Genomic DNA, 24540 nt, shown 5'->3' with positions numbered 1-24540 from the left:
ATATTATTTTTCAAATTACATATCATTCTTTTAAAAGACTGTAAGAGGACCATTAATTGGTCCTTTTATTTTGGTTATTAGTTGAATGACCCAGGCTGTTATTTCCTATAAATCATAGGGGAAATACAAAAGTAGTATAGAGTTAGTAAATGATGTTGAGAAATATTTGAAAAGAAGGAAAACAAAAAGAATAAAACGAATGTTACATTTACACGTATTCAAAAGTGGTCTGAAATGAAAATAATACATTTTCAGGAGGGATTACGATGAGTAGTACAGTGAATAAACAAAAAGGTATACAATTGATTCCATTTACCGTAAATAAGGTTGTAGAACAAGTAAATGAAATTCCACCAGGTGTACAACTGATTCACGCTCCGCAAGTATGGGGAAAGAGTGTGAAGGGGCAAGATGTAGTCGTTGCCGTATTAGATACAGGGTGTGATACTAATCATATAGATTTAAAAGATCGTATTATCGGCGGAAGAAATTTCACAAAAGATTATGAAGCTGATCCAAATGTGTATCTTGATAATAACGGACATGGTACTCATGTCGCGGGGACGATTGCAGCAACTGAAAATGGTGTCGGTGTATTAGGAGTTGCACCGCTTGCTAAAATGTTAGTATTAAAAGTTTTAGCGGGAGATGGTTCTGGAAGTTACGAGCAAATTATTGAGGCAATTCATTATGCTGTAAATTGGAGAGGGCCGAATCAAGAGAAAGTGAGAATTATTTCAATGTCACTTGGTGGTCCGCAAGATGTTCCAGAATTACATGAAGCAATTCAAAAGGCGGTAAAGCAGGATGTTCTCGTCGTATGTGCTGCTGGGAATAATGGAGATTGTAATGATAATACAGAGGAACTAGATTACCCAGGTGCTTACTCGGAAGTAATTGAAGTCGGCGCTGTCAATTTAGAACGGAAAATCACATGTTTTAGTAATTCAAATCAAGAAATTGATCTAGTAGCGCCAGGTGATGAAATATTATCTACGTATCCAGATGGGAAATATGCAGTGTTAAGTGGAACTTCCATGGCGACGCCGCATGTTGCTGGAGCGCTTGCCTTGCTCATTAAACAGTGTGAGAAAGAATACGGTCGAAAGTTATCAGAGCCGGAAATATATGCACAACTTATTAAAAGAACTGTACCTTTAGGGTATGAACGTACATCCGAAGGTAATGGATTATTAGATTTATTAAAAGAATAGCCATATTAAAAAAACATCTCATATGAATATGAGATGTTTTTTTATAATGGATTATTAGATTGATATACAAAATAGCCATATTATAAGAACATCTCATATGGATGTTTTTTTAATATGGCTCTGTCGCATGTAATACAACTTGTAATAAACCTGGGAATCTAGCATTTAAATCTTCTTCACGAATTGAAATGAAACGTTGTGTTCCTTCAAGGCGCGTGTACATAACACCTGACTCACGTAAAACTTTGAAATGGTGAGATAAAGTTGATTTTGCAACAGGGATGTTTAAAGCACCACAAGATTGTTCATTTTTCTCTAGTAACATATTTACAATTTGTAAACGAATTTGATCGCTAAGTGCATATAAGACAGAAGAAAATTGAATTTCTTCTCGATTTGGATGATAGAGTGTACGCATATTTCACCTACTTGTATAAGTTAAGATATTTGCACTATAACATATAAAGTGGTATATTTCTATTGTTCGAATATATTCGAACAATAGAAATATAGGGGGAGAAAAAATGAAGTATACAAAATTGCAAAAGGCAGGATTAAATATTTCAAAGTTGGGTTTAGGTACAAATGCAGTAGGGGGACATAATTTATATGCTGATGTGAATGAAGAAGAAGGAAAGCGATTAGTAGAAGAAGCTATTCAGCAAGGGATTACATTTTTTGATACAGCAGATTCATATGGTTTCGGTAGATCAGAGGAATTAGTAGGAGAAGTATTAAAGGGAAAACGTCATGAGTTTATACTTGCTACAAAAGGTGGAATTCAACCGTTGTTAAATGGAGAAACTTATATTAACAATGAACCAAGTTATTTAAGGAATGCTGTGGAAAATAGCTTAAGAAGATTACAGACTGAATATATTGATTTATATTATTTACACTTTACAAATCCTGAAACAAGTTACATAGATTCAATCGGAGAGCTTACTCATTTAAAAGAAGAAGGGAAAATTCGTTCAATTGGAATATCGAACGTAAACATAGAACAATTAAAAGAGGCGAATCAACATGGTCATATAGATGTTGTACAATCTCCATACAATATGTTAGAACGTACAGCTGAGGAAGAACTGTTGCCGTATTGTATAGAAGCGGGTATTTCATTTATTCCATATGGGCCTCTTGCTTTTGGAATATTAGGCGGAAAATATACAGAAGATTTTAAATTAAATGAAGTCGATTGGCGTCAAAATGTAAATCTATTTGAAGAAAATACATATAAGAGTAATTTTAAGAAAGTGAATAAGTTAAAAGGGCTAGCTAAAGAAAATGATATTGAAGTGTCTCATTTAGCGTTAGCATGGTTATTAAATAAAGAAGGAATTGATACTGTTATACCTGGTGGAAAGCGGGCAGAGCAGGTAAGAGAAAGTGTGAAAGCGGTAGACGTTGCATTGCATGAAAGAGTCATGAAAGAAATCCAATCTATTTTAGAAGATTAGTTAAACAGAGGGAGAGTACCCTCTGTTTATATAAGGAGAAGGTCTAAATGAACAGAGTACTAGCTGTATTTTTTATGATAATGTTTATGATCGGTACAGATACTTTCTTAATTTCACCACTGTTGCCGACATTGCAACAGGTGTATCATGTTTCAACTGAGTTGTCAGGATGGATGGTGAGTTCGTATGCTTTAGGGTATGCTGGATTTGCGCTTATTGCTGGTCCTATATCAGATGGATTAAACAGAAAAAAAGTGATGGTACTAGGTATGAGTTTTTTTGCAATAAGTACGTTTTTGTGTGGAATTGCACCGAGTTTTTTATGGATGCTAACATTTAGATTTTTAGCAGGTGTAAGTGCAGCTTTTGTATCTCCACAAGTGTGGGCATCTATTCCGCTCCTTATAGAGAAGAAGCAAATTGTGAAAGCAATTGGGGTTGCAACAGCAGGGTTATCAATCTCTCAAATTTTAGGGCTGCCACTGGGAGCTTATTTAGCAACGATACATTATACAATCCCATTCTATTTCATTGGTATATTATCAGCACTACTTGTCATTCTTATTTATGTTGTATTACCAGAAATACAGTCGGTTCATATAGGTGGAAATAAAAAAGCGATTTTACAGCGTTATAAACAATTACTTACAGATTCAAAGGTTTCACTTTCTTATTTTGCATACTTTGTTTTTCAAACCGGAAATTTTGCTGCATTTTCATTTTTTGGTGTATGGCTTTCCGTTCAATTTGGCTTACAAGTTCATGAAGTAGGTACAGCTATGCTCGTATTAGGGTTAGGAAATTTAACTGGTAATATTTTTGGTCCTAGAATCGTAAATAAAATTGGTTATAACCTTTCTTTCTATGGTGGAATTATATTTACAGCAGTGCTATATGTATTACTTCCACATGTAAAGAACATTGTATTGGTGGAGTTATCGTTCTTTGCTTTGTTTTTTTTGACAGGAATTTTGTTTGTATTAATGATGAGGCACTTACAAAACATATCTAGTGCAGCAAGAGGAACAGGAGCCGCGCTTGCAAATGCTTCTATGTATATTGGTCAAATGATTGGTGCGGCAATAGCAGGAATGTTATTTGCAGTATCTCACAATTTTATACTTATAGGTAGTTTTACTGCTTTACTATATATAGGAGCTTTATTTTTGTTTAGAAAAAGTGAAAAACTTACTGAAAGTAGTGAAACAGGAATTGCATCATAAAGCTTGTATAAATATTTCGCAAATCAGAATTAATAAGAGTGTGAATACATGAATGTGCTTTTAATTAAAGTGGTTACTAAAAGTATAGAAATAGTAGAAGAAATGTATTGTAACAAAGTTATGAGGAATCAAAAAATAAAAATCCCTATAAAGATAGGGATTTATATATCGGCATATAGTTCCTTGGAAAAGGATATACTTAGTTTAGCATATCGGACTACTTATATTTGTGAAATAGATGTGAAAGTAATGTGAAAAATGCCGAAGGAAAAAACTATTTAAATAGAGGGCAATTTAGATGGGAATATGGATTTTACATAAATATTGTGTTATATTTCTACTTATCTGTTAATAATTACATATTTTAATTTTATTGGGGATAAAAGGGAGAGGTTTAAATGCAATGGTATTTGAAAGCTCTAAAGAATTATGGGAATTTTAGTGGTAGAGCTACGCGAAAAGAGTACTGGATTTTTAGTTTATCCAATATCGTAATTTTTTGGCTACTGTTATTTTTATCATCATTTTCAGAGGTGTTAGTTGCTATTATTGCGTTGCTATTTATGTTAGTAATGATTATACCAAGTTTTTCGGTTGGTGCACGACGATTACATGATATTGGGAAAACGGGATGGTGGCAACTATTAAATTTTGTACCGTTTGGTAGCGTTGTTTTACTTGTATTTTTTATCATTGAAAGTGAAGAAAATGACAATCAATACGGACCAAATCCGCATTCAGATTTAAAAGAAGCGATTTAATAAACTTATTTAGTTTGTAGCATTACTAGTTCAATTATTTTATCTATTATTAAAATGGTTTGCGTGGGCTAATATTATTAGTTTGATCTTTAGGTCTAGATGACTTTTGAAACTGTAAAAATGGGAAGTATAAAGGCGGAGAGAATATAGCATGGAAAGAAAAAAATTCTAAATAAAAAGCACTGTTTTAGCTAATGTAGCTAAAACAGTGCTTTTCTCTTTGATTGAACAGTTGCAGCATTTTCATCATGTATACCTGCATCTTTAATAATTCGTTGTTTTGCTTTATTTAATAGATGGTTTACTGCTTCGCCAAAATAGTTAGCTTCGCTTTTTGTGCGGGCTTCTCGTAAACATTTATAGTTTTCTAGCAGTTCCTCTTTTTCGGAGTTTGTTAAGAAATCTTCTATTTTCTTTTTTGTCATACGAAACACCCTTTCTCCTGACAAACGACGCAATAGAAAATATTTATTTCTCATTATAACAATAATTTTAAAAGAAAGTATACACTAACGTCGCAATAATTTGTCAATTTCTTGAATCTTCTCATCAGCTTTCCCAATTTGCGTATTTTTAGCCTGTTCGCCACCAAGAGCTTGATGTAGTAAAAAAGTTTGACCGGAAATAGCAGTTACAATGGATACTTTTATAATTTCTTTTATTGCGGTGACATCGAATAAAACGAGCCCAAGAAGTGCGGCTAGGCTACCAGTAAAAATATCAGTTAAAAATCCAAAATGAAAAAATGTTTTCAAACGGCGTGGAAGCAATAACTTACCTTGGTTATTGATTAGATGGGAAACGAAGCCGGTAATGCCACCAACGAGAACAGCGGTTAGCCATTGATACATCTCCATCGAATCCACTCCTTTTAGTGAATAAGATTCGATTATTTTATATCGATTCCTTTTAATATTTCATATAAGCATATTGAGAAAGTTTGTTTGGGTATAATTTGTATTCAAATTAATTGTAACAGAAAATTTAGATATATTTCAGTCTATTATATGAATCATTTTTACAATAATATGAATGCAGAAAGGGGTGCGTGATATGAATATAGATTATCGAATAAGAAGTGTAGTTGGTTATACAAAAAAATAGGGGAATTAGTAAGCCTGCTTGAGCATACGAGAGCTGTAACATTAGGCGAAGCAAAAAAATTATCAGTTGAGCAATTAGATTTAATTATGCAAAGCAGCGGAAATTCAATTGGCGCCTTATTAAAGCATATAGCAGCTATTGAAAAAGTTCATCAGCTTATTTCATTTCAAGATCGTGACTTTACAAAAGAAGAATTAGAAATCTGGGAAGATGCACTGTATTTAGGGGAAGCGGGTAGAGCAATCCGTGGTCATGAAATACAGTATTATGTACAACTTCTACAAAGTGTTCGAGAAGAATCTCTGAAGTATTTAAGTGAACAAGGTGATGAGTGGCTCATGTCAGAAAGAAAGTGGCCTAACGGTGTAGCATATAACCAGCACTATCTATGGTTTCATGTGCTAGAAGATGAAATTAGTCATCGAGAACAAATTAGAATGCTCAAAAACAAGTTATTTGAAAATTGCGTAAAATAATGTAGCTTTTTATAGGAGAATTCCATATAATGAGAATAATTAAAATAAGAACGGGGTGATGTATTATGGCGAAAATAACTTATATGAATAATCAACCAAATACAAAGGTGGATGGAAAGGGCGATATTATATAAGGTAATTCGCAATCCTTCCACTTAGTACAAACTAGGGAGGATATTTATTTGAATCAAAATATTTTAGAATCTTTCGGCTGGGATTCATTTTTTGAAGAACAAGTTACAGAGAAAAATTATGAAGTAGGTCGTATTTTACTTGAGCATAAGCATATATATCGCATTATTTGTAATGATGGTGAATATATGGCAGAACTGTCTGGGAAGTTTCGGCATGAAGCGATTACGAAAGGCGATTATCCAGCAGTTGGTGATTGGGTGTATATAAAGAAAATAGAAGATGAAAAGAAAGCGATTATTCATCGTATTTTCCAGCGAAGAAGTTCTTTCTCAAGACAAGAGGCTGGAACAAGAACAGAAGAACAGATTATAGCAGCAAATGTAGATTATTTATTTTTAGTGAATGCACTTAATCATGATTTTAATGTTAGAAGGATGGAACGTTATTTATTATTGGCGTATGAAAGTGGCGCTATGCCAGTTATTGTTTTAACAAAGAGTAGTATATGTAATGATGTAGAACAAAAAATTGTAGAAACGGAAGCTATAGCAATTGGTGTTCCTATTTTCGTTGTTGATAGTTTAGAGCATACAGGTATTGATTCGTTGAAACAATTCGTTTCTTCAGGGAAAACAATTGCTTTAGTTGGGTCATCAGGGGTAGGAAAGTCAACTTTGTTAAATGCTCTAATAGGAATTGATGTAGCAAAAACGGGAGATATACGTGAAGAGGATAGTAGGGGGAGGCATACGACAACGCATCGAGAATTATTCCAATTGCCTAGTGGCGCTCTCGTGATTGATACGCCTGGCATGAGGGAATTGCAACTTTGGGAAGGCAGCGAAGCGATTCAAACAGCATTCTCTGATATTGAAGAATTTGCGACAACATGTCGTTTCCGTGATTGTAAGCATGAGAATGAACCAGGATGCGCGGTGTATAGTGCAATTGAAAACGGACTTATTACGATAGATCGTTTGAAAAGCTATAAAAAATTACAAAGAGAACTGGCGTATTTTATGAGGAAACAAGATGCAATCCTTGCCAGAGCAGAGCGTGATAAATGGAAGAAAATTTCTAAACAACATAAAAAAATGTAAAAACCAAAGGGGCCCCTTTGGTTTTTTCTATTTGTAAATTTTATAATAATATTATTCGTATATATAGACAAAGAGAAATTAATTGTTTAAACTTTACAAAGTATTCACCATAATAGGTTATGAAAATAATAATTAAGGAATGGGAAATATTCATAATTAACTCAATTTAACTTTTAAATTCGAAAATTAGGAGGTTCATAATGGGTAAACTATTAAATTTATTTCGTGATATGAAAGTAGCAAAAAAGCTATTAATTTCATTCTTTGTAATTTTAATTGCAGCCGTTTCTATAATCGGGGGCATGTCTTATCAAACTGCTAAAAAGAATTTTGAATCACAAATTACGAGTAGTGCTAACGATAATATAAAAATATTAGATAATTTAATCAATCAAATGATTGAAGCAAAATTTAACGATGTGAATAACTTTGCACGAGTAATTCAAGGGAATATGTATCAAGGGGATAATCAGGATGAGCTAAGAAAGACATTATCTCAGTATATCAATTTGAATATAGATGTTGAACAAGTGTATGTTGCCGGTAATGATAAGAAATTTGTACAGGAACCAAATATACAAATGGCAGCAGATTATGATCCAACAACACGACCTTGGTATAAAGATGCAGTGGCAAAACAAGGTGGTATTGTTGTTAGCGAGCCATATAAGGCAAAAGGAAATGGACATATTGTCGTAACGATTGCAAAACAAACAGAAGATAAAAATGGGGTTGTTGCGCTAGATTTAAGTTTAGACAATTTATTAAAAACAACAAAGTTAATCAATATTGGTAAAAAAGGATATGCCTTCATTTTAGATGGAAAGCAAAAAATCATTGCTCATCCACAAGAAAAATCAGGGGATAAAGCAGCTGATTCTTGGGCAAAGAAAATTTATGAAGATAATCACGGTGCTTTTACATATTCTTATGGTGGTAGTGAAAAGAATATGGTATTTGCTACAAACGTAAAAACAGGTTGGAAAATTGGTGGGACGATGTACGCAACTGAAGTAATTGAAGCTGCTCAACCTGTATTTTATAATATGTTAATTGTTATGCTTATCTCATTAGTAGTAGGCGGGGCACTTATTTATTTTGTGACACTTTCAATTACGAAGCCTTTAAAGAGATTAGTTGTTACCTCTAAAGAAATAAGCGAAGGGGATTTAACGCAAACAATTGAAATCCATTCTAATGATGAAATCGGCCAACTTGCTAAAGGCTTTAATGAGATGACGAATTCGTTACGGACGTTAATTGGAAGAATTAACGATTCAGCTGGGCATGTTGCAGCGGCATCAGAAGAGCTAACTGCAAGTGTAAGGCAAGCAAGTGAAGCGACTGAGCAAATCACAATCGCAATGGATGAAATATCAAGTGGGGCAACGACGCAAACAACAAGCGTAGAAAATGGCGCTATGTTACTGTTTGATGTAACGGAAGGAATTCAACATGTAGCAAATAGTTCATCATCTATTAATACGGCTTCTGCACATACTCGTGAAAAAGCAGAAGATGGTGGGAAACTAGTAGGAAGAACAGTAAACCAGATGCAGTCTATTGCAGAATCGGTTTCACAATCAGATGCAGTTATACAATTACTAAATAATAAATCAAAACAAATTGGTGATATTTTAGAAGTAATTCAAAATATTGCAGATCAAACAAACCTTCTAGCTCTAAATGCGGCGATTGAAGCCGCAAGAGCCGGTGAGCATGGAAGAGGTTTCGCAATTGTTGCAGATGAAGTGCGTAAATTGGCAGAGCAGTCTAGCGTATCTTCTAGTGAAATTAGTAAATTAATATGTGAAATACAAGATGATATGGGTAAGACAGTCAAATCTATGAATCATGTAAATGAGGAAGTTCAATCTGGACTTGTTATCGCAAATGAAACGAAGCAAAACTTTGCTGAAATCTTACAATCTACAAATGAAATAGCTAATCAAATTAAGACGATGGTTGAAACGGCTAATGGAATGTCAAAAGGGGCAAATGAAGTATCTATTTCGGTAGGACAAATTGCAATGACAGCACAAAATAATGCGACAAGCACACAAAATGTTGCGGCTTCAGCTGAAGAACAGCTAGCTTCGATGGAGGAAATTGGATCTGCAGCAGGCACGTTATCTCAAATGGCTGAAGAGTTGCAAGGACTAATTGACAGATTTAAAGTCTAATAGAGAACAGACTACCTCTAGTAGCATTATGCCAATAGAGGGTAGTCTGTTTTATTGTGTAAAATCAAATGGAGATGTAAACTTCCTTTATGACGTTTAAAATGGTATTTTGCATAATGTTTGTCGAAAAATAGAGGTATTTGTTAGCTTTGTGTATAATTATTAACGTATAGAATACAAATAAAAGGAGAGTATTATGGGAGTGTATTGGGGGACAAAAAGACATTCTTGGCTTAGTTACGTCTCATTTTGGCTAAGTATTTCATTTTTTATTGTTTTTCTAATTGAAGTGTTTATATTAAAAACACTTTCGAATAGCTCGGTGCAAATTGTTAAATATTTTTATTTTATATTTGTACCAGTAAATATTTTTCTTAGTTTAAAGTTACTATTTAAGAAGAATGAAAAGAAAGCGTTACCTATTTTTAGTTTCATTGTCTCATTATTATTTGCAATTTTAATAATCGTATTAGTTTTAGCAGCTATAGGGAAGGTCTTTTGAGGGGAGTGGTATAAGTCACTCTCCTTTTTTATTTGTGGTAGTCTTACTATATATAAAAGTGTGAATGCTGTGAGCTAATAAAAGCAGAGAGTAGACAATATTTGCATGGATTAAAGTCTGTCGTTATTTGAACTTGTAAGAGTGTATGGAGTAATGAGGTAATATACATAATAATGGAGATAGAATTAGTTATTTTATAAGTATGTATGAAGCAAATGAATACGGTAAGAACGTTGATATATGGTACAATAGCTATGGATAGTGATAGAGATAAAGGGTATATAAAATACTCATCGTTTTTTAGTAAGAGAGGGGTTATCTTATGCTATACGAGGATTTGGAGACATTATTTCAAACAGCTCCGAAAGAAGATAGAGGCGGATGGAAATATATAATCCAAGAACAAAATAATACATTTAAAATTGTTGATGAAATACTGAAAAATCAAATGAGTGTCGAATTATATTTTAATGAATACGATGAGGTGAAAATCACTTTATATAAAGATGGAATTCCCATTACGACTATGCAAAGAATTGCGATTTCAAAAGTTGAATTAGACGAAGATGAAGAAGGTATTCAATTTGTTTTAGAGCGCATGCCTAGTCGAATGATTCGGTTGCAGTTAAAGCCATATTTAGCATTAGAAATGGGACCGTACTGGGAAGTATGTGATGATTGTGAATGAGCGTAAAAAAGCATCCAATAACATGGATGCTTTTTTATGTTTTTTGAAGTTGTTTAAACGCAATGATTGGCAGTATAACAATACTTACCCATCCGATGATAGGATATAGAATGTGAAGTAAGTCACTGTAACCGATGTAGCTAAAGCAATAACTAATTAGTAAAATGAAGAAAATAATATTGTTATTTTTCCACCCAGTAATAGATTGCATCTGTTTTGTCATTCCGAACACATTACCAACTAAAGTTGTGAAAACTTCACCGAAAATAATGAGAACGAAAAAGAAGTGAAAAGTTGCATTAAATCTTCTTATGACTTCAGCCATTGGGATGTTATATTGGTAAAATTGATCGACTGATAAGATTGCTAAATGGCTGCATAATAAAATTAAAGAAAGTCCAGCACCACCTAAAATCCCACCCCAAAAAATAGCTTTTCGGTCCTTTACTTCACTGGCTAATGGGACGAGAACACTTTGGGCGAGAGAAAGATTTAAGGCGACATATGTAATAGGGCTAGTAATCCATTTCATATTCCAGTTCTCTGCAGGAATAGTGTTATTAATGGAAGGTGTACCGTGAAAAAAGGTTGTAATAGCAAGTCCGATAATAAAAATCATCATAATAGGTACGACAAGTGTATTTACTTCAAAAACACCTTGTAATCCGCGGCTACTTATAATAAGACAAGCGATAACTGTAATAAGAATACCGAGTTGTCTTGGTAAGCGAAGTTGCTCTTCAAATACTGCACCAGCCCCTGATAACATAACGCTCGTTACGCCGAATAAAACGAGTAATAATAATGTGTTTACAACATTCCCAAATACATCCCCAAATAAATATTTGTTAAATTCTTGCGCTGAAAATGCCCCGATTTGTGATGAAAGTAACATCATCTTTGTGCCAAGCCAAATAAAAAAAAATCCACTTACACATATGCCAATGGTCCCGTATAATCCATTCACTGTGAAAAATTCAACAATTTCTCGTCCAGTAGCAAATCCAGCTCCAACGACAGTTCCGATATAAGTAGCGGCTACTTTCTTTGCTACTTGCCATTGTTGATTGTCCATGTTATCCCTCTTTCTACTATGATGAGCTTGATGTACTATTATGCATATGTATGAGCTTGGACAATTAGACGTATGAAGTGTTTGAAAAAATACATGAATTTAATGATATTAGGGAAGCATTAAAGGTGTTAAAACTTTGTTACATATAAGCCAATTGTTCGAAAGGAAAGGGAATGTATGGTAAAATGTAATTGGGTTATTAAAAGATAAACATTACAAAATGATAAGAGGAGTGATTGTATGAGTACGAAAACAAATGTTGTTGAAGTATTAAACAAGCAGGTAGCAAACTGGAATGTGTTATATGTTAAACTACATAATTATCACTGGTATGTGACAGGGCCACACTTCTTTACATTACATGAGAAATTTGAAGAGTTTTATAATGAGGCTGGAACGTATATTGATGAGTTAGCAGAACGTATTTTAGCTTTAGAAGGTAAACCATTAGCGACAATGAAAGAATATCTCGCAACATCTAGTGTCAGCGAAGGGACAAGCAAAGAATCTGCAGAAGAAATGGTGCAAACATTAGTGAATGATTATTCTGCACTTATTCAAGAATTAAAAGAAGGTATGGAAGTTGCAGGTGAAGCTGGTGATGAAACATCAGCTGACATGCTGTTAGCAATTCATACAACATTAGAACAGCATGTATGGATGCTAAGTGCATTCTTAAAATAACGATAAATATAATAGAAACCCATTGAAAAATTATTTCAATGGGTTTTTTTATGATTTTTCAGTTTTCTTTTATGCTATAATATAGTAAAAAGGAGGCGATGCGATGTTTCGCTTTTTCAGAACTGGAAAAGAAGAGCGGGAAATTACGAAAGATGAATTAGAACAAGCGATGGCTCAGTTTTTAGAAACGAATGCTAATATCGTTTATACAGTATTAGTAAATGAAGATTATACAGTAAATTATGATTTGTTAAAACCGTATTTACCTGCATTTCCAACAAATGATTTTCTCATAACGAAGGAAACGCTTGAGGTATTTGAACATACAGCAGAAAATTTAAGCCTAGTGAAAGAAATTGATGTCGTACAAAAAGCAGTAGACCAATACGTAACAGAAAAAGAAATGTTCCCAATTGTTGAAGGTAGCGAAGATCGCCTCATATGCGGAATGAAGCTAGGACCTTACTTAAACCGTAGCTTAAAAAGAGACTTATATATTTCAGAAAAACATTATTTAGTTTCAAGTAAACCAGATAGAAAAAAACAAAAGAGCGGGTAGATGTAATGAAAACAACAATACATATATTGTTGTCTTTTTTTGTTTTTTAAAATATTGATTTTTCAGTCTATTATTATTTATACTAAATGTATTGGACAGGGAAGAGTAACTATTAAGCATCATTTTGAGAATAAGGTATTGTTAGCGTGGGTTATACAAAGTGGTATAAAGATTCGCAAAAAATATTATAAAAGGTTTCGGGGGAATTGGTACATGAAAAATAGCATGACTTACATTCAATTATTAAATGAAACGTTACGTTGTTATGCAAATAAAGGAAGTTTTGAAGCGTACAATTATATAATGGAAAACGCTACAGGTGTAATAGGGAATGAGGCGCAAATATATAATTTTAAGTATGCACTCGCAAGTGCATCGGGACTTGAAAAAGAAGCATTACATTTAATGAGAGAGGCCATTATAGAAAAGGGATTCTGGTATGGAAATGAGTATTTAATTTCCGACGAAGATTTAAAATCACTACATAAATTTGAAGAATTTCATACAATGGTGCAATTATGTAATGAAAGAGAAGAATTAGCACATAAAAAGGAAAGACCAGATGTGAAATATATATACAGCAAGAAAGAAGGAAATCTACTACTTACATTGCACGGTGACCAAGAAAATATTCAAATAGTAGAGCCATATTGGAAATCAGTTTTGACACAAGATTACACGTTAGCTTTACCACAGTCTTCACAAATTCAGTTTTCAGATGGATTTGTTTGGGATGATATAGAGAGAGGGAAAGAAGAATTAAAAGGGCATTACAATAAGTTTATAGAAAACCATACAGTAGAAAATGTAATCATTGGTGGTTTTTCTGCAGGGGCAAGAGTAGCTTTATATACGATTTTGCAAAAAGATATAGAGGTTGATGGTTTTGTTTTTATGGCACCATGGCTTCCCGAGATTGAAGAATGGGATGAGTTGCTAAGAGTGCTGCAGGATAAACATATAAAAGGATATATAGTATGCGGGGATCAAGATGAAGATTGTTTCGAATCCACGCAGCAATTTGTACAACTATTAAGAGAGAAGAATATAGAACATAAGTATAAAGTTGTCCCTGACTTAGATCATGATTATCCTATTAACTTTGAAGAGCTATTAAAAGAAGCTATTGAATATATAGGAAATGAAAACAATAAGTAGTAAGAAAAAGAGATGCATCATATGTGATGCATCTCTTTTTAGAATTATAAATTAAAAGCATTTGCTAATAAGCGATAAGACTTTAATTTATGTTCAAATTGATGAGTAATCGTGACAATCATAAATTCGTCAGTATTGTATGCTTTGCTTAAGTTTATTATTTTTTCTTTTACAGAAGACGGATCACCAACAATCATACGTTGACGATTTTCTTTTATACGGAATAAATCATAAGCGCTGTATGAATAATTTTGAGCAGTTTCAATAGAAGGTGTACCAGTAGTTCGTTTTCCTTGCTCTAATAATAAGATTGATAAATCTAAACTAGAAGCAATTTTTTCCGCTTCTTCATTTGTTTCTCCGCATATAACAAAAATGGCAACGATTGAATTAGGCTTATCTCCTAAAAATGAAGGCTGATATTGTTCTTGGTAAGCCCTCATAACTTCAGGGCCTCCAAAGCCATTAATAAATTGCGCAAATGCGAAAGAAGCTCCGTTGTTTGCAGCAATTTTAGCGCTCTCTCCGCTAGAACCGAGCATCCACATTTCAGGAGATGTTGGGATAACTGGAGTGGCTTTTAAGTTTGCATAGTGATGGTTTTCTGGTATTTGATCATGTAAGTACATTGCAACGTCTGCAATTTGTTCTGGATATTGATCAAGTGAGACCATTTTCCCTTCTTGAAGTGCGCGAGTTGCTATTGGCATACCACCAGGAGCTCTACCAACACCGAGATCGATGCGGTTCGGATACAGTGCTTCTAGAACACGGAAATTCTCAGCAACTTTATATGGGCTATAATGCGGTAACATAACACCACCTGAACCGACTCTAATACGGTCTGTTTTTGCGGCAATATGAGAAATAAGTATTTCTGGACTTGAACCAGCTAAGCTTACGGAATTATGATGTTCGGATACCCAAAAACGTGTAAAGCCGAGTTTTTCAATTTCTTGTGCAAGCGTAACTGTATGTGAAAAAGCTTGGGCTGCTGTGCTACCATCTGAAATAGGTGATTGGTCTAATACACTTAACTTGATCATAGAATATACCTCTCAATCTTAATGTACATCCTATTATATATTTACTTATGAAAAATGCGTAGTGAAATGCTCAAAATGAAAAGCGGATAATCCTATTTCCGCTTTTAATGAGAAAATCCGCGTTCATAATGATTCATTTCAACCAGATTTAAAATATATTCATAGTTGTCAATTTCACATTTTAGCTGTTCACGTTCTTTTTCAGATAGTGTCATATTGCTAAGTTTTTTACATAAGTTTTGTTTCTTTAATTCTAAATGCTTTTTTGTAGCGTGGTAATCATAAGTATGTTTCATTTTTTAGTCACTCCTTCGTTGCGGTTGCTATATTATACGAAGCATAAAGAAATATGAAATCTGTCTCTTATGTACTTTTAGTGAATATTCAAATTGCAATGGTGTTATGTTTATGGGGATGTATGAATAAAATGCACTAAACCACTAACGTCCATTTGATGAAGTAAGGGGTGGAATTGTGCAGAAAGATATAATGTATAACACTGAAATGGATGAAGCGTTAAAAATTATAGATAAAGGATTGAAGAAGACGATAAGCCCAAAACAAATTATTATTGTGGGAGCTGGTATGGCTGGATTAGTTTCAGCATCTTTATTAAAGGCTGCAGGACATGATGTGAAAATTTTTGAAGCAAACAACCGGGTAGGTGGCCGTATAGAGACAGTTAGAATGGAAGATACCGGATTATATTTAGATGTTGGAGCAATGAGAATTCCGTATACACATACATTAACGATGGCATATATAAGAAAGTTTGGGCTACAGGTGAGTCCTTTTATTAATAGGAATGAGACGGATATTATCTATGTAAATGGACGGAAAACGACGTTGAAACAATATGAAAAGGATCCGAGTATTTTAAGGTATCCTGTGGAAATGAACGAAGTGGGAAAAACGTCTGAAGAACTATTGTTACTAGCAGTACAGCCGATAATAAATTTTATTAAAAGAAATCCAGAGAAAAATTGGGACGTTGTAGTAAAGGATTTTGGAAGATGCTCTACTGGGCAATTTTTAAAGTATCATCCTTATCAGTATAATACTTACTTTTCGCCAGTAACAATTGAGATGATCGGTGTTCTATTAGATTTAGAAGGTTTTTTGGAACGATCGTTTGTAGAGACTTTACGCTTTCTATACATTATGCAAGAGGAGAGCGGATTTTGTGAAATTGTGGGCGGGAACGATAGATTGCCAAAGTCATTTTTACCGCAATTAGAAGAGAATATTATATATAATCAAAAATTAATGAAGCTACATCAACACGATAATGGTGTGACAGCTTTCTATCGGAACGAGGAAACTTTTGAATATAGTAGTATTACAGGAGATTTAGTTATTGTTACCATTCCGTTTTCGACAATGCGTTTTGTAGAAGTAGATCCGTTTGATTCTATATCTCATGAAAAATGGAAAGCAATTCGTGAATTACATTATATGCCTGCGACGAAAATAGGAATTCAATTTAAAAGCCGATTTTGGGAAGAACAAGGACAATTAGGCGGCAGAATTATAACAGATTTGCCAATTCGTTATGCCTATTATCCAAGCTATGGAATTGGGGAGAAAGGACCGGCTATGATGTTAGGTAGCTATACATGGTCTTATGACGCGTTGTTATGGGATGGTTTATCAAAAGGTGATCGTATTTATTACGCATTACACAACTTAGCAACAATATTAGGTGGTCAAGTGTATGATGAGTTTATATCTGGAATATCAAAAAGCTGGACATTGGATCCGTATGCGCTTGGAGGATTTGCACTTTTTCAAGCAGGTCAAGAATCTGAGCTGCAACCAGCGATTGTCAAACCAGAGGGGAGAATATTCTTCGCTGGAGATCATACAACGCTATATCACGGATGGATTCAAGGTGCGATTGAATCTGGAATTCGTGTAGCGGCGGAAGTGAATGAGTAAAAGGTTTTTAATTCAGAAAATTCTTTACCATATAACTTGAGATGGATATTATTATATATAAAAGAATTATGGGGAGTGTTTACAGTGAATCCGTTATTATTCGATTTTCCTTCTGAATTTTATACTGACAGGCTTTTTATTCGAATGCCGAAACCAGGAGATGGTAAAGTTGTATATGATGCAATTCAGGCTTCAATACAAGAACTGAAACCTTGGATGGTGTTTGCACAAAAAGAGCAAACAGAGCAAGAAATAGAAGAAAGTATTAGAAAATCACATATTCAATTTTTGCAACGTGAGGATTTAAGATTACTAGTATTTTCGAAAGAAACAGGTGAATTTATTGCTTCAGCCGGATTACATCGTATTAATTGGGATATACCTCAATTTGAAATCGGATATTGGATTGATACAAGGTTTAGCGGAAAAGGCTATATGGTAGAGGCTGCGAAAGGTATAACGGATTACGCTTTTTCTGAATTGAAAGCAAACCGTGTAGAAATTCGTTGTGATTCTTTAAATAAGAAGAGTAGAGCGATACCTGAGAAATTAGGTTTTAAGTTAGAAGGTACGTTAGAAAGTGCGAGTGTTGCGGTAGATGGAAATGGATTAAGGGATATGTGTGTATTTGCAATGACGAGAAATACATATAAAAAAGAAGAGCTGTAAAGAAACAGCTCTTCTTTTTGTGTATTATGGTACAGGATGTCCATTAGAGCTTTCGAAAATTGTAAACCATTGTTGACGATCTAAGTTAACGTTTGTAGCAAGAGCGGCCGTTTTTACGCGATCTAATTTACCAGAGCCAACGATTGGCATCATATTAGCTGGATGAGCAAGTAACCAAGCATACATAACCGTATCGATACTAGAAACACCTAGCTCAGTAGCAACTTTTTGCATAGTTTCGCGTACACGTACGGCACGTTCGGATTGACCAGTAAAAATTTCCCCACCAGCAAGAGGTGACCAAATCATTGGATTGATTCGTTTTTCTTGGCATAAATCAATTGTCCCTTTTTCAAAATGCTCAAGCTGCAATGCAGAAACTTCAATTTGGTTCGTAATAAGTGGAAAATCTAAGTACGAACTTAACATATTAAATTGTGAAGGTAAGAAGTTAGATACACCGAAGTGACGAACTTTTCCTTCTTGTTTTAATTGTGAAAAGGCTTTTGCCACTTCATTTGGATCCATAAAAGGATCGGGACGATGAATAAGTAATACGTCAATATAATCTGTATGTAAATTGTTAAGTGATGCTTCTACACTTTGCATAATATGCTCTGCACTAGTATTGTAGTGAGCAACATATCGCTCTGGAAATTTCGGTGATGGGGGAGCGATTCCACACTTTGTAATAATTTGCATGTTTTCTCGTAAGGAAGGCTTTAATTGTAAAGCTTCTCCAAACAATCCTTCACACGTATATCCGCCGTAAATGTCAGCGTGATCAAAAGTAGTAATTCCCATATCCATACAATCTTCAATGAAAGAAAGTAATTCTTGTTTCGTCATATTCCATTCTGCTAAACGCCAAAATCCTTGAATAATACGAGAGAATTCTAGCGTTTCATTCATTTGAACTCGTTCCATTATAAGTACCCCCTTGATGAATAATTATTATTTTGAAAAGGCTTTCTTACTACGTATTATTATATAGTTTGGGGGGTGTACATACAATAAATATGTTTTGCTAAAAAAATGATTTTCTCTATATGCTATAATGTAGAAACATATAGGTAGAAGGAGATGTACGAAATGATTCCAGTAACAATATTAACTGGTTTTCTTGGATCGGGGAAAACGACATTATTAAATCGTATTTTATCAGAAAATCACGGTAAGAAATTAGCGGTGATTGTAAATGAAATAGGGCAAATTGGCATTGATAATCAGTTGATTATGAATGTGGAAGAAGAAATTATGGAAATGACAAATGGCTGTTTATGCTGTACTGTACGTGAAGATTTACTCGTTGCTTTAAAACAGTTATTGGACGTAAAAGCAGAAGGGAAAATGGATTTTGATGGTTTAGTAATTGAAACGACTGGCCTTGCAAATCCAGGCCCGATTATTCAAACATTCTTTTTAGATCCAGTCATCCAATCTGCTTACCAAATTAACGGTGTTGTAACGGTGGTAGATAGTTATCATATACATAAACATTTTGAAAAAGGATTAGAAGCAAAAGAGCAAATTGCGTTTGCTGATGTTGTTTTAGTAAATAAATTAGATTTAATTGAAGAGAATGAGAAAGAAAATCTCTTGCATAAAATTCAAGGAATTAACCCGACTGCAAAGTTAATTGAGGCGACTAACTGTGAGGTAGATATACCATCTTTATTACAAATCCAAACGTTTAAAACGAAAGATACGTTGCAAATTTACCCTCATAAAGAACATAACCACTTAGAAGGTGTGAAATCATTTGTATTACGTGAAGAACGTCCGCTGGATTTACAAAAGCTTAATGAGTGGATGTCAGCTGTCGTGCAAGAGCTAGGGGAATATTTATATCGTTACAAAGGAATTTTATCGATAGATGGAGTAGATAAACGTATCGTTTTCCAAGGTGTACATACGTTATTTGCTGCTTCGTACGATAGAGAGTGGCAAGAGGGAGAAGAGCGAGTAAGTGAAGTAGTTTTTATCGGAAGAGATATTAATAAAGAGTGGTTCCAAGAACATTTCGAGGAGTGTGTGAAATAAGTCTGCGTAAATTGTAGGCTTATTTTTTATGAACACTCTATTAGATTGTAAAACAGAATTAAATAAGGGAAAGAAACTAAAAATTGATAACTGTATAATAAAAAGCCTGTTTTCACAGGCTTGTATTTTCGTCTATTAGTAACTCCATTACAACACCTACAACTGGACCTTCATCATCAATATCCCCATTTAAGCGGAAACCAAATGATTCATACAGTCCCATTGCAAGTTTGTTGTCTGGATGTAAACTTAAGTAAATTATTTTACATTCAAATTTTTCTTGTAAGAATTGAATGAGTAAGCGAAGGAAACGTTTTGCGTATCCTTTTCCTTGATATTGTTGGTCAATCATAAAGCGATCGAGCCATACACTTTTATGTTTTACTGAATACCATCCATACATTGCGTATCCTACAAGTGTTTCGCCATCATATAAACCTACTGACGTTCCGTTTCCTTCATATAATGATTCTGCTAAAGAAAACGCGTTACTTTCAATAAATTGTTGCTGGTCTTTTGCGACGTCTAAAGCAACTACTGAACGCCAATTTTTTGCTGTTACTTCACAAATGTGAAGATTCATAATTCCAACTCACCTTCTAAATTAATATAGCTTTCAAGCTAATATGGATAATTTTACTTGTTATTTTGGTCAAGTCAAGGATAAATACATAAAAAGGCAGCTGAATAACAGATTCAGCTGCCTAGAAAATATAATGGATTAGTTTGTTGCTTCTTTCAATGTATTTACGTTTTCTTCCATTAAAGTGAAGTAATCTTTATTATTTTTTGCATCATCTTCAGAAATAGTAGCTAAGTGATTTAAGCGTAAAACTTTTGTACCAGTTTCTTTTTGAATTACGGATGCTACTTTTGGAGTAGAGAACGTTTCGAATAAAATATATTTTAGATTATGTTCTTTTACTGTTTTTGTAATGTCAGCAAGCTGCTTTTGAGATGGTTCATCAGAAGCTGAAATTCCAGCGATAGGAATTTGTTTTAGGCCGTATCGTTGTTCCCAGTAACCATAGGCAGCATGAGAAACTAAAATTTCTTTCGTTTTTGCGTTCGCTACAGCTGCCTTAAATCCATCGTCTAAATCAGTAAATTTAGTTTGAAGTGCTGCAAAGTTTTTTTCGAATTCTTTTTTATGTTCAGGTTGTAATTCTACAAGTGCATTTTTAATTTTTTCTGCTTGTTTCATTGCTAGAGTAGGATCTAACCAAACATGTGGGTCTTTATCGTGATGATGTTCATCTTCTTTATGGCCATCTCCATGATCATGATGCTCTTCTTCAGTAGAAGCACGAAGCTCAATACCTTTAGATGCATTTACAATTTTAACATTTTCTTTTTGTAATGTTTTTTCCATTTTTTCAGCAAATGGTTCTAATTCAGCGCCGTTATAAACAAATAAATCGGCTTTTGCAACTTGTACTGTTTGTTTTTGACTTGGTTCAAATGTATGTGAATCTGCACCAGGTGGGTAAATTGCTTCAACATTTACATAGTCGCCACCAATTTTCTTTGCGAAATCAGCAAGTGGGAAAATCGTTGTATAAACTGTTAGCTTTCCATCTTTCTTGGCATTACTTTCTTTTTTATTTGAGCAGCCAGCGAAAATTAAGGTAAAAATAAGTAAGAATGAAAATATAGTCAATCTTTTAGGCATGAAGTTCTCCTCTTTTCTTTTTTACGGATATATTTTCCCCAATTATAGAAGAAAAATATCATTTTAATACAAAACGGAATAATTACGTTTTAGTTTGCGAACTTAGTATAATACATCTTTAATAAAGTTGCAATAAATAATAATCATTCCGATTTGTTTTTGTTATAAAGTTGTCAAATATAGGTGTATTATTTTTGCAAATGCATGCATATGTGACAACGCTGTTTTCATATATTGAAAAGGAGGTAAAGAGGGGGATGAGCGCTTGGGTTACTTAATGGAAGCTATTTTATTAATATTAGCGGTAGTATTGCCATTATCTTTCGTATTAATTTTTTTAAGAAGATTAATAAGTAATTTAGGGGACGCTACAACAATAACGAAATTACAAGAGAGAGATGAGAAAAAAGAGTGAGTAAAGCACTATGCGTACGCATAGTGTTTTACTTGTGGTAAAATAAGAGCAGGAAACTCCTAAAGGTTGTATTTTACTGAAGGAGAGAAAAGTAAAATAAGAGGTATATGCATATATGAATAAGCGAACAGCGTTAATACTTGGTGCAAGTGGTTTAGTTGGACAAGAGATAACGCGTCTATTACTTGAATCAGATTACTACGATTCGGTTACTATTTTTGTAAGAGAGCCAATGCAATTGCAACATGAGAAGTTACAGCAGAAACAAGTTGATTTTTCGGTATTAGAGGAATATAAAGAGTTCTTTGCTGTGGATGATGTTTTTAGTTGCTTAGGAACAACAATAAAAAAAGCAAAAACAAAAGCAAATTTTAAAAAAGTAGATTATGAATATACGTTACGAGCTGCTTGTTTAGCTGAAAAACAAGGGGTACAAAATTTCCTTGTCGTGTCTTCTATGGGAGCGAATCCTAAATCATTTTTCTTTTATTCACAAGTAAAAGGGAAAATGGAAGAAGAATTGCAAAAGTTAGTGATCGGTGGTATTCACATTTTTAGACCATCATTATTAGTAGGAAATCGACAAGAATTTCGTTTCGGCGAACAAATGGCTGAAAAGTTATCTCGTATTATTCCTTTTATCTTTAAAGGGGCTTTCAAAAAGTATAAACCAATTTCAGCTAAAGATGTGGCGAAAGGGATGTATATAACCGCGCTGCGAGAAGAATCGGGTATCCATACTTATAATTCAAATGAAATTACAACGATAGAATAAATAAAACCGAGAAGAATGACTTCTCGGTTTTATTTATTCGTATGAATTTTCCCTGGCGCTCGCTTGTATTGATATGGTTCTTGCAATTCAAAGCCAAGTTCATTGGCCGCTATTCTCGGGAAGTACGGATTGCGAAGTAACTCACGTCCGATGAAAATTAAATCAGCTTCGTTATTATTTAAAATTTGCTCTGCTTGTGACCCAGTCGTAATCAATCCAACTGCACCAGTTGCAATCTTAGTATGCTCTTTAATATGTTTGGCGTATTGTACTTGATAACCGGGATACACATCAATATGTGCTGGTACAACTGCGCCAGAACTACAATCTATTAAATCTATTCCCTGTTCTTTCATCCACTTTGTATACTGAACATAATCTTGAACCGTTAGCCCGTCAGGGTGATAATCATTTGCTGAAATACGAACGAATATTGGTCCGTCCCAAACTTCATTTACAGAGTCGATAATTTCGCGTAAGAAACGATAGCGGTTTTCAGGTGAGCCGCCGTATTTATCCGTTCGTTTATTAGTAAGTGGTGATAGGAATTCATTGATAAGGTAACCGTGAGCGCCATGTAATTCGATAACATCAAATCCGGCTTGTTTTGAACGTAACGCGGCCCTCTGAAAAGCTAATATAGTCTCTTTGATTTGCTGTATATTCATTTCTACTGGTATCTTCATCTTATCATTAAAAGGAATTGCAGAAGGAGCGAAAGCATTCGTATCTAATTCAGCTTTTCTTCCGGCGTGAGCGAGTTGAATGGCAGCTTTTGCGCCGTTATCATGTATAAAAGTAGTCGTTTTATGTAAGCCTTCAATTAGGTTGTCATCCCAAATACCTAAGTCTTTGTTAGAAATTCGTCCTTCAGCTAACACCGCAGTTGCTTCAACCATAACTAAACCTACTTGGCCAGCAGCGCGAGTTCCATAATGAATGAGATGAAAATTCGTAACGCTGCCATCCTCATTCCCCGATGAATACATACACATAGGCGACATAACGATACGATTTTTTAGTGTAACGTTCTTAATTGTATAAGGTGAAAAAAGCTTGGAATTCATCAAATAGCCTCCTTGATTGAATTTTCTTATATTTTACCATTCTCTTTTTTGTTTCTCTAATAAAACGCTTATACGAAAAATTTTGTATATTCGTGTTACAATGACTAATATGAACTGAATTGGAGGATGGCATATGTACCAGGCTTATTATGAAAGCGAAGTAGGTTTGCTTGAAATTACAGCGAATCAAGAAGGAATTACGTCTGTTATATTTGTTGATGAACGACAAGAAGAAAATAAAAATGAAATGATAGAACAATGTATAAATGAGTTAGATGAATATTTTAAAGGGAAAAGAAAAGAGTTTACGGTCCCGCTGTCTGCGGAGGGAACAGCATTTCAAAAAAATGTATGGGATGCACTTTATACTATTCCATACGGCGTAAGTGCTTCATATTTAGATATTGCAGAGAAAGTTGGAAATATAAAAGCTGTACGGGCAATAGGAGGGGCAAATAGTCGGAATCCAATTTCAATAATTGTTCCATGTCACCGTGTAATAGGAAAGAGTGGAAAGCTTGTTGGATATGCTGGTGGTTTATGGAGGAAAGAGTGGTTATTAAAACACGAAGGTATTTTGAAATGACGTATGG

28 protein-coding genes and 1 pseudogene are annotated in these 24540 nt (G+C 34.1%); 19 read left to right on the top strand and 10 right to left on the bottom strand.

What is annotated here, in order from left to right:
• Positions 1-266 precede the first annotated feature (266 nt).
• On the top strand, positions 267-1214 hold the full coding sequence (locus DN401_RS24250; RefSeq protein WP_000099760.1) for a serine protease: 948 nt from the start codon (positions 267-269) through the stop codon (positions 1212-1214).
• 109 nt (positions 1215-1323) lie between these two features.
• Here the strand turns inward: DN401_RS24250 and DN401_RS24245 are convergent, their stop codons facing one another.
• Positions 1324-1632 carry an ArsR/SmtB family transcription factor gene (locus DN401_RS24245; protein WP_001259906.1) on the bottom strand — a complete coding sequence of 103 codons (309 nt, stop codon included), beginning with the start codon at positions 1630-1632 and terminating at the stop codon, positions 1324-1326.
• 106 nt (positions 1633-1738) lie between these two features.
• Here DN401_RS24245 and DN401_RS24240 point away from each other — a divergent pair, with 106 nt between their 5' ends.
• The 4 genes from DN401_RS24240 (at position 1739) to DN401_RS24225 (ending at position 4658) form a co-directional block, all read left to right on the top strand.
• Positions 1739-2674, top strand: coding sequence for an aldo/keto reductase (locus tag DN401_RS24240; RefSeq protein WP_149287992.1), 936 nt, complete (start codon positions 1739-1741; stop codon positions 2672-2674).
• 47 nt (positions 2675-2721) lie between these two features.
• Positions 2722-3897 (top strand): MFS transporter, encoded by a 1176-nt coding sequence (locus DN401_RS24235; protein WP_149287991.1) that lies wholly within the window; start codon positions 2722-2724, stop codon positions 3895-3897.
• A 48-nt stretch (positions 3898-3945) separates the two neighbouring features.
• A complete protein-coding gene (locus DN401_RS30520; protein ID WP_001101741.1) occupies positions 3946-4152 on the top strand; it encodes a hypothetical protein in 207 nt (68 codons plus the stop codon).
• Positions 4153-4295: 143 nt separating this feature from the next.
• Positions 4296-4658, top strand: a complete 363-nt coding sequence (locus DN401_RS24225; protein WP_001198796.1) for a DUF805 domain-containing protein — start codon at positions 4296-4298, stop codon at positions 4656-4658.
• 200 nt (positions 4659-4858) lie between these two features.
• Here the strand turns inward: DN401_RS24225 and DN401_RS24220 are convergent, their stop codons facing one another.
• Together DN401_RS24220 and DN401_RS24215 are read right to left on the bottom strand one after the other, a co-directional pair.
• Positions 4859-5083 carry a hypothetical protein gene (locus DN401_RS24220; protein ID WP_000162602.1) on the bottom strand — a complete coding sequence of 75 codons (225 nt, stop codon included), beginning with the start codon at positions 5081-5083 and terminating at the stop codon, positions 4859-4861.
• Positions 5084-5167: 84 nt separating this feature from the next.
• Complete coding sequence (locus tag DN401_RS24215; RefSeq protein WP_000426317.1) at positions 5168-5515, bottom strand: DUF4257 domain-containing protein; 348 nt, start codon at positions 5513-5515, stop codon at positions 5168-5170.
• Between the two features lie 196 nt (positions 5516-5711).
• Here DN401_RS24215 and DN401_RS24210 point away from each other — a divergent pair.
• The 5 genes and pseudogenes from DN401_RS24210 to DN401_RS24190 all read left to right on the top strand — a co-directional run bounded on the left by DN401_RS24210 (position 5712) and on the right by DN401_RS24190 (position 10846).
• A pseudogene (locus DN401_RS24210) lies at positions 5712-6238 on the top strand (DinB family protein).
• Between the two features lie 182 nt (positions 6239-6420).
• Complete coding sequence (rsgA, locus tag DN401_RS24205) at positions 6421-7473, top strand: ribosome small subunit-dependent GTPase A (protein ID WP_001073076.1); 1053 nt, start codon at positions 6421-6423, stop codon at positions 7471-7473.
• Between the two features lie 200 nt (positions 7474-7673).
• Positions 7674-9656: a methyl-accepting chemotaxis protein gene (locus DN401_RS24200; protein ID WP_000517290.1), complete on the top strand. Its 1983-nt coding sequence runs from the start codon at positions 7674-7676 to the stop codon at positions 9654-9656.
• Between the two features lie 196 nt (positions 9657-9852).
• On the top strand, positions 9853-10158 hold the full coding sequence (locus DN401_RS24195; RefSeq protein WP_000539569.1) for a hypothetical protein: 306 nt from the start codon (positions 9853-9855) through the stop codon (positions 10156-10158).
• 322 nt (positions 10159-10480) lie between these two features.
• The gene (locus DN401_RS24190) at positions 10481-10846 is read left to right on the top strand and encodes a DUF3979 family protein (protein WP_000965068.1); all 366 of its coding nucleotides are present in this window, start codon (positions 10481-10483) and stop codon (positions 10844-10846) included.
• A 34-nt stretch (positions 10847-10880) separates the two neighbouring features.
• Here the strand turns inward: DN401_RS24190 and DN401_RS24185 are convergent, their stop codons facing one another.
• A complete protein-coding gene (locus DN401_RS24185) occupies positions 10881-11921 on the bottom strand; it encodes a YkvI family membrane protein (protein ID WP_000370204.1) in 1041 nt (346 codons plus the stop codon).
• A 240-nt stretch (positions 11922-12161) separates the two neighbouring features.
• Between DN401_RS24185 and DN401_RS24180 the strand changes: the two genes are divergently transcribed.
• The 3 genes from DN401_RS24180 (at position 12162) to DN401_RS24170 (ending at position 14322) form a co-directional block, all read left to right on the top strand.
• The gene (locus tag DN401_RS24180; RefSeq protein WP_000105199.1) at positions 12162-12605 is read left to right on the top strand and encodes a Dps family protein; all 444 of its coding nucleotides are present in this window, start codon (positions 12162-12164) and stop codon (positions 12603-12605) included.
• A 103-nt stretch (positions 12606-12708) separates the two neighbouring features.
• Positions 12709-13164, top strand: a complete 456-nt coding sequence (locus DN401_RS24175; RefSeq protein WP_000488210.1) for a DUF3939 domain-containing protein — start codon at positions 12709-12711, stop codon at positions 13162-13164.
• Positions 13165-13377: 213 nt separating this feature from the next.
• The gene (locus DN401_RS24170; RefSeq protein WP_000798324.1) at positions 13378-14322 is read left to right on the top strand and encodes an alpha/beta hydrolase; all 945 of its coding nucleotides are present in this window, start codon (positions 13378-13380) and stop codon (positions 14320-14322) included.
• Positions 14323-14366: 44 nt separating this feature from the next.
• Here DN401_RS24170 and DN401_RS24165 read toward each other — a convergent pair whose 3' ends face one another.
• Both DN401_RS24165 and DN401_RS24160 read right to left on the bottom strand, forming a co-directional pair.
• Positions 14367-15368: an LLM class flavin-dependent oxidoreductase gene (locus DN401_RS24165; protein ID WP_149287990.1), complete on the bottom strand. Its 1002-nt coding sequence runs from the start codon at positions 15366-15368 to the stop codon at positions 14367-14369.
• A 104-nt stretch (positions 15369-15472) separates the two neighbouring features.
• Complete coding sequence (locus tag DN401_RS24160; protein WP_000683364.1) at positions 15473-15664, bottom strand: DUF3896 family protein; 192 nt, start codon at positions 15662-15664, stop codon at positions 15473-15475.
• A 178-nt stretch (positions 15665-15842) separates the two neighbouring features.
• Here DN401_RS24160 and DN401_RS24155 point away from each other — a divergent pair, with 178 nt between their 5' ends.
• A complete protein-coding gene (locus tag DN401_RS24155; protein WP_149287989.1) occupies positions 15843-17306 on the top strand; it encodes a flavin monoamine oxidase family protein in 1464 nt (487 codons plus the stop codon).
• An 84-nt stretch (positions 17307-17390) separates the two neighbouring features.
• Positions 17391-17975 (top strand): GNAT family N-acetyltransferase, encoded by a 585-nt coding sequence (locus DN401_RS24150; RefSeq protein WP_001068745.1) that lies wholly within the window; start codon positions 17391-17393, stop codon positions 17973-17975.
• Positions 17976-17999: 24 nt separating this feature from the next.
• Here the strand turns inward: DN401_RS24150 and DN401_RS24145 are convergent, their stop codons facing one another.
• A complete protein-coding gene (locus tag DN401_RS24145; RefSeq protein WP_000442824.1) occupies positions 18000-18902 on the bottom strand; it encodes an aldo/keto reductase in 903 nt (300 codons plus the stop codon).
• A gap of 165 nt (positions 18903-19067) precedes the next feature.
• Between DN401_RS24145 and DN401_RS24140 the strand changes: the two genes are divergently transcribed.
• A complete protein-coding gene (locus DN401_RS24140) occupies positions 19068-20018 on the top strand; it encodes a CobW family GTP-binding protein (protein WP_000613424.1) in 951 nt (316 codons plus the stop codon).
• A gap of 112 nt (positions 20019-20130) precedes the next feature.
• Here DN401_RS24140 and DN401_RS24135 read toward each other — a convergent pair whose 3' ends face one another.
• Positions 20131-20601: a GNAT family N-acetyltransferase gene (locus DN401_RS24135; protein WP_001048677.1), complete on the bottom strand. Its 471-nt coding sequence runs from the start codon at positions 20599-20601 to the stop codon at positions 20131-20133.
• A 138-nt stretch (positions 20602-20739) separates the two neighbouring features.
• On the bottom strand, positions 20740-21690 hold the full coding sequence (locus tag DN401_RS24130; RefSeq protein WP_001126148.1) for a metal ABC transporter substrate-binding protein: 951 nt from the start codon (positions 21688-21690) through the stop codon (positions 20740-20742).
• A gap of 265 nt (positions 21691-21955) precedes the next feature.
• On the opposite strand from DN401_RS24130, the gene DN401_RS29950 reads away from it, so the two are divergent.
• Both DN401_RS29950 and DN401_RS24125 read left to right on the top strand, forming a co-directional pair.
• Positions 21956-22105, top strand: coding sequence for a hypothetical protein (locus tag DN401_RS29950; protein WP_000540932.1), 150 nt, complete (start codon positions 21956-21958; stop codon positions 22103-22105).
• A gap of 115 nt (positions 22106-22220) precedes the next feature.
• Positions 22221-22880 carry an oxidoreductase gene (locus tag DN401_RS24125; RefSeq protein WP_001042735.1) on the top strand — a complete coding sequence of 220 codons (660 nt, stop codon included), beginning with the start codon at positions 22221-22223 and terminating at the stop codon, positions 22878-22880.
• A gap of 29 nt (positions 22881-22909) precedes the next feature.
• On the opposite strand, the gene namA is transcribed toward DN401_RS24125, so the two are convergent.
• On the bottom strand, positions 22910-23947 hold the full coding sequence (gene namA / locus DN401_RS24120; RefSeq protein ID WP_001086176.1) for an NADPH dehydrogenase NamA: 1038 nt from the start codon (positions 23945-23947) through the stop codon (positions 22910-22912).
• Positions 23948-24080: 133 nt separating this feature from the next.
• On the opposite strand from namA, the gene DN401_RS24115 reads away from it, so the two are divergent.
• The gene (locus DN401_RS24115; RefSeq protein WP_000283912.1) at positions 24081-24533 is read left to right on the top strand and encodes a methylated-DNA--[protein]-cysteine S-methyltransferase; all 453 of its coding nucleotides are present in this window, start codon (positions 24081-24083) and stop codon (positions 24531-24533) included.
• The last annotated feature ends 7 nt before the right edge of the window (positions 24534-24540 follow it).

The sequence above is a fragment of the Bacillus sp. BF2-3 genome (assembly GCF_008368795.1).
Classification (GTDB): Bacteria; Bacillota; Bacilli; order Bacillales; family Bacillaceae_G; genus Bacillus_A; species Bacillus_A cereus.
Note: the sequence above shows the minus strand (reverse complement) of the source record. Positions and strands in the feature narration are given on the sequence as shown.

Excerpts from the sequence above, each read along its gene's own strand:
- DN401_RS24250 (WP_000099760.1), top strand. The coding sequence starts at position 267 with ATGAGTAGTACAGTGAATAAACAAAAAGGTATACAATTGATTCCATTT.
- DN401_RS24125 (WP_001042735.1), top strand. The coding sequence starts at position 22,221 with ATGAATAAGCGAACAGCGTTAATACTTGGTGCAAGTGGTTTAGTTGGA.
- DN401_RS24115 (WP_000283912.1), top strand. The coding sequence starts at position 24,081 with ATGTACCAGGCTTATTATGAAAGCGAAGTAGGTTTGCTTGAAATTACA.
- namA (WP_001086176.1), bottom strand. The coding sequence starts at position 23,947 with ATGAATTCCAAGCTTTTTTCACCTTATACAATTAAGAACGTTACACTA.
- DN401_RS24240 (WP_149287992.1), top strand. The coding sequence starts at position 1,739 with ATGAAGTATACAAAATTGCAAAAGGCAGGATTAAATATTTCAAAGTTG.
- DN401_RS24245 (WP_001259906.1), bottom strand. The coding sequence starts at position 1,632 with ATGCGTACACTCTATCATCCAAATCGAGAAGAAATTCAATTTTCTTCT.
- DN401_RS24185 (WP_000370204.1), bottom strand. The coding sequence starts at position 11,921 with ATGGACAATCAACAATGGCAAGTAGCAAAGAAAGTAGCCGCTACTTAT.
- DN401_RS24165 (WP_149287990.1), bottom strand. The coding sequence starts at position 15,368 with ATGATCAAGTTAAGTGTATTAGACCAATCACCTATTTCAGATGGTAGC.
- DN401_RS24225 (WP_001198796.1), top strand. The coding sequence starts at position 4,296 with ATGCAATGGTATTTGAAAGCTCTAAAGAATTATGGGAATTTTAGTGGT.
- DN401_RS24160 (WP_000683364.1), bottom strand. The coding sequence starts at position 15,664 with ATGAAACATACTTATGATTACCACGCTACAAAAAAGCATTTAGAATTA.
- DN401_RS24145 (WP_000442824.1), bottom strand. The coding sequence starts at position 18,902 with ATGGAACGAGTTCAAATGAATGAAACGCTAGAATTCTCTCGTATTATT.
- DN401_RS24170 (WP_000798324.1), top strand. The coding sequence starts at position 13,378 with ATGAAAAATAGCATGACTTACATTCAATTATTAAATGAAACGTTACGT.
- DN401_RS30520 (WP_001101741.1), top strand. The coding sequence starts at position 3,946 with ATGAATGTGCTTTTAATTAAAGTGGTTACTAAAAGTATAGAAATAGTA.
- DN401_RS24175 (WP_000488210.1), top strand. The coding sequence starts at position 12,709 with ATGTTTCGCTTTTTCAGAACTGGAAAAGAAGAGCGGGAAATTACGAAA.
- DN401_RS24140 (WP_000613424.1), top strand. The coding sequence starts at position 19,068 with ATGATTCCAGTAACAATATTAACTGGTTTTCTTGGATCGGGGAAAACG.
- DN401_RS24195 (WP_000539569.1), top strand. The coding sequence starts at position 9,853 with ATGGGAGTGTATTGGGGGACAAAAAGACATTCTTGGCTTAGTTACGTC.
- DN401_RS24135 (WP_001048677.1), bottom strand. The coding sequence starts at position 20,601 with ATGAATCTTCACATTTGTGAAGTAACAGCAAAAAATTGGCGTTCAGTA.
- DN401_RS24190 (WP_000965068.1), top strand. The coding sequence starts at position 10,481 with ATGCTATACGAGGATTTGGAGACATTATTTCAAACAGCTCCGAAAGAA.
- DN401_RS24215 (WP_000426317.1), bottom strand. The coding sequence starts at position 5,515 with ATGGAGATGTATCAATGGCTAACCGCTGTTCTCGTTGGTGGCATTACC.
- DN401_RS24200 (WP_000517290.1), top strand. The coding sequence starts at position 7,674 with ATGGGTAAACTATTAAATTTATTTCGTGATATGAAAGTAGCAAAAAAG.
- DN401_RS24220 (WP_000162602.1), bottom strand. The coding sequence starts at position 5,083 with ATGACAAAAAAGAAAATAGAAGATTTCTTAACAAACTCCGAAAAAGAG.
- DN401_RS24180 (WP_000105199.1), top strand. The coding sequence starts at position 12,162 with ATGAGTACGAAAACAAATGTTGTTGAAGTATTAAACAAGCAGGTAGCA.
- DN401_RS24235 (WP_149287991.1), top strand. The coding sequence starts at position 2,722 with ATGAACAGAGTACTAGCTGTATTTTTTATGATAATGTTTATGATCGGT.
- DN401_RS24130 (WP_001126148.1), bottom strand. The coding sequence starts at position 21,690 with ATGCCTAAAAGATTGACTATATTTTCATTCTTACTTATTTTTACCTTA.